This window comes from Parvibaculum sp., assembly GCF_040882025.1.
Lineage (GTDB): Bacteria > Pseudomonadota > Alphaproteobacteria > Parvibaculales > Parvibaculaceae > Parvibaculum.
The window spans coordinates 1-3916 of the sequence record NZ_JBBECC010000051.1 but is presented as its reverse complement, the minus strand read 5'-3'; the positions used below and the strand labels follow the sequence as shown (position 1 = coordinate 3916).

The following is a 3916-nucleotide window of genomic DNA, read 5'->3' as shown; positions in this document are numbered from 1 at the left end:
GGACCGGAACCGATCACAACGAGGTCGTATTGATCCGCCATCAGAGCAGCATCCTTGCGGGGTATTCGACGAACGACTTGAAGGCTTCGAGGAACTGCGCGCCGAGCGCACCATCGATAGCGCGGTGGTCGCAGGACATGGTGACCGTCATCACGGTCGCAACTTCGAGCTTGCCGTCGTGCACGACTGGTCGTTCCTCGCCCTTGCCAACCGCGAGGATCGCCGCCTGCGGTGGATTGATAACGCCGGTGAAATGCTTGATTCCGTACATGCCGAGATTGGAAATCGAGAAGGAGCCACCTTCATATTCCATCGGCTTCAGCTTGCGGTTGCGCGCCCGATCGGCGAGCGACTTCGCCTCGGCGGCAATTTCGGCGAGGCCCTTGGTTTCGGCGGCGCGGATGATCGGCGTGATGAGCCCGCCTTCGAGAGCGACCGCGATACCGATATCGGCATGTTCATGCTTCAACAGCGCGTCGCCCGCGAAACTGACATTCGCCATCGGTACTTTCACGAGCGCCAGCGCGGCGGCGCGGATCAGGAAATCGTTGACCGAAAGCTTCGCGGTGTCGCCCGCTCCGGCGTTGAGCTTCTTGCGCGTCACCAGCAATTCGTCGAGTTCGCAATCGACCGTCAGATAGAAATGCGGGATTTCCTGCATCGACTGCGTCAAGCGCCGCGCGATCGTCTTGCGCATGCCGTCGAGCGGAATTTCCTCGTAAGTCCCTTCGGCATAGAAAGCACGCGCGTCGATGGCGGGTGCCGGTGCAGGCGCACCGGACGGTACTGTGGGTTTGCGCGCACCAGGCTTCGCGCTTTCGACGTCAGCCTTGACGATTCGGCCCCGTGGGCCGGAACCCTGAACGGACGAAAGGTTGATACCTTTCTGCCCGGCAATGCGCCGCGCCAGCGGCGATGCGAATATGCGCTCGCCCTTTCCGTTCGCATGCGCAGCCGGCGCCGGTTTCGCTTCCTTCTTCGCCTCAGTCTTCACAGATTCCGGCGACGCCTTCTTCTCTTCTTCCTTCGGCTTCTCCGGCATCCTCTCTTTCGCGGGCACCTTCATATCGGAGGCGCTTTCTCCCTCTTCCAGAAGTATGGCAATCGGCTTGTTGACGGCGACGCCTTCTGTACCTTCGGCGACCAACAGTTTGCCGATGCGGCCCTCCTCGACGGCCTCGACTTCCATCGTTGCCTTGTCGGTTTCGATCTCAGCGATCACATCACCCGATTTTACCTCGTCGCCCTCCTTCACCATCCATTTGGCGAGCGTGCCCTCTTCCATGGTGGGCGAAAGCGCAGGCATCAGAATTTCGATGGGCATTTCCCGCCCCCTCAGCGGTAGCAGACGGCTTTCACCGCCTCCACCACATCATCGGCGCTCGGTAGCGCCAGTTTTTCGAGATTGGCCGCATAAGGCATCGGCACGTCTTTTTGTGTCACGCGCAGAATCGGCGCGTCGAGGAAGTCGAAAGCCTCGGCCTGCACGCGCGCGGCGATTTCCGCGCCAATGCCGCAGACCGGCCAGGTCTCCTCAACAGTGACGAGGCGGTTGGTCTTCTTGACCGATGCGACGATGGTGTCGATGTCGAGGGGGCGAATGGTGCGCAGGTCGATCAGCTCGACATCGATCCCCTCTTCTTCCAGCACCGTCATTGCCTCGAGGCAATAAACGATGCCGTGGCTGTGGGAGACAAGTGTCACGTCCTTGCCTTCCTTCAACACGGACGCCTTGCCAATAGGCAGTACATAATCGTCAAGCTTCGGAACTTCGAATGTCTTGCCGTACAGCACTTCATTCTCGAGAAAAATGACCGGGTTCGGATCGCGGATCGCAGCTTTGAGCAATCCCTTCGCGTCCGCCGCCGAGTAGGGCGCGATGACGATGAGACCGGGTATGTGCGCATACCAGGACGCATAGTCTTGACTATGCTGCGCGCCGACGCGTGAGGCAGGACCATTCGGTCCGCGGAAGACGATGGGCGAAGACATTTGTCCACCCGACATGTAGCGTGTCTTAGCCGCCGAGTTGATGATCTGATCGATGGCCTGCATGGCGAAATTGAAGGTCATAAATTCAACGATGGGGCGCAGGCCCGCAAACGCCGCACCGACTCCGAGACCAGCGAAGCCATGCTCAGTGATCGGCGTATCGACAACGCGCGTGTCGCCGAATTCGGCAAGTAGTCCTTGGGTTACCTTATAGGCGCCTTCGTATTGTGCGACCTCCTCGCCCATAACAAAAACGTTCTCATCGCGGCGCATTTCCTCGGCCATCGCATCGCGCAGGGCCTCGCGCACGGTCTGCGTCACGAATTCGGTGCCGTCGGGAATGTCGGGATCGATCTTGATCTCAATCTTCGGCTGCTTGCGTTCGGCCGTGGTTTTCTCGCCACTCTCGCGGCTCGTGATCTCACCCTGCCCGGGTTTCGTCTTCGGCGCGGTCTTTTCTTTCTTCGGCCGGCTTTCCGTTTCGGCCTTCGATGCATCCTCGCCTTCGCCGGCGAGCAGTGCGATCACCGCGTTGACCTTCACGTTTTCCGTGCCTTCCGGCACAACGAGTTTCGCGACGGTGCCCTCGTCGGCCGCTTCGACTTCCATCGTCGCCTTGTCGGTTTCGATCTCAGCGATGATGTCACCGGACTTTACCGTATCGCCCTCTTTCACGAACCATTTGGTGAGCGTGCCCTCTTCCATCGTGGGCGAGAGCGCGGGCATCAGGATTTCAATCGACATTGCTCAGATCCCCGCGAGCACATCGGTCCAGAGCTCCGACGGATCGGGCTCCGTGCTCGTTTGTGCAAATTCGGCAGCGTCGTTGACTGTCGTCTTGATCTCCTTGTCGATCTCCTTCAATTCGTCCTCGGTCACATGCTTGCCCGCCAGAAGGCGCACGCGAACCTGTTCGATGGGATCGTGTTCCTGACGCATCTTGGCCACTTCTTCCTTGGCGCGATATTTAGCCGGATCAGACATCGAATGACCCCGATAGCGATAGGTCATCATTTCGAGAATGTAGGGGCCTTTACCGGCGCGGCAGGACTCAACGGCCTTTGCACCTGCCGCGCGCACGGCGCGCACGTCCATGCCGTCGACTTGTTCACCTGGAATGTTGAAGCTCGCGCCGCGCTTCGAGAGGTTGGTCTGCGCCGAGGAACGCGCAACGCTCGTGCCCATTGCATACTGGTTGTTCTCGATCACGTAGACAACGGGCAAGCTCCAGAGTTCCGCCATGTTGAAGCTTTCATAGACCTGCCCCTGATTGGCGGCACCGTCGCCGAAATAAGCGAGGCAGACGCGGTCATTGCCGCGATAGCGATTGGCGAAGGCGAGCCCCGTGCCTATCGGCACCTGCGCGCCGACGATCCCGTGACCGCCGTAGAAATTCCTGTCGCGGCTGAACATATGCATTGAGCCGCCTTTGCCACGCGAATATCCATCCTCGCGTCCTGTCAGTTCGGCCATCACGCCTTTCGGATCCATGCCGCAAGCGAGCATATGTCCGTGATCGCGGTAGCCGGTGACGACCTGGTCGCCCTCCTCAATCGCCATCTGCATGCCGACCACGACCGCTTCCTGACCGATATAGAGGTGACAGAAACCGCCGATCAGCCCCATGCCATACATCTGGCCAGCCTTTTCCTCGAAGCGTCGGATCAGCATCATATCGCGATAGGCTTGCAGTTCGACCTTTGGCGACATGCCAGCCTCTTTCTTCCTTACCGGCTTTTTCGCCGGTTTACGGGGGGCCGATTTACTGGGAGTTCGGGACGCCATTGGGGAGCCTCGGCGACATTGAAACACGGTACCACGACGACTAGCGTGGTTCGCCAGCCCGTTCACCATACTTTAGAAGTGGATGATAAAGGTTTGGTTTCAATCAAAAAACGTCTGATTAACTGAATTTCAGTTAAGT

Annotated in this window: 3 protein-coding genes; all 3 read right to left on the bottom strand. The window is 59.1% G+C overall.

Annotation, left to right across the window (positions count from 1 at the left end):
- Positions 1–40: 40 nt before the first annotated feature.
- The 3 genes from WEB61_RS03265 to pdhA are packed head-to-tail and all read right to left on the bottom strand — an operon-like array spanning position 41 to position 3777.
- A complete protein-coding gene (locus WEB61_RS03265) occupies positions 41–1324 on the bottom strand; it encodes a pyruvate dehydrogenase complex dihydrolipoamide acetyltransferase (RefSeq protein ID WP_368062893.1) in 1284 nt (427 codons plus the stop codon).
- 11 nt (positions 1325–1335) lie between these two features.
- Positions 1336–2736, bottom strand: coding sequence for a pyruvate dehydrogenase complex E1 component subunit beta (locus WEB61_RS03260; protein WP_368062892.1), 1401 nt, complete (start codon positions 2734–2736; stop codon positions 1336–1338).
- Between the two features lie 3 nt (positions 2737–2739).
- Positions 2740–3777: a pyruvate dehydrogenase (acetyl-transferring) E1 component subunit alpha gene (gene pdhA, locus WEB61_RS03255; protein WP_368062891.1), complete on the bottom strand. Its 1038-nt coding sequence runs from the start codon at positions 3775–3777 to the stop codon at positions 2740–2742.
- Between the last annotated feature and the right edge of the window lie 139 nt (positions 3778–3916).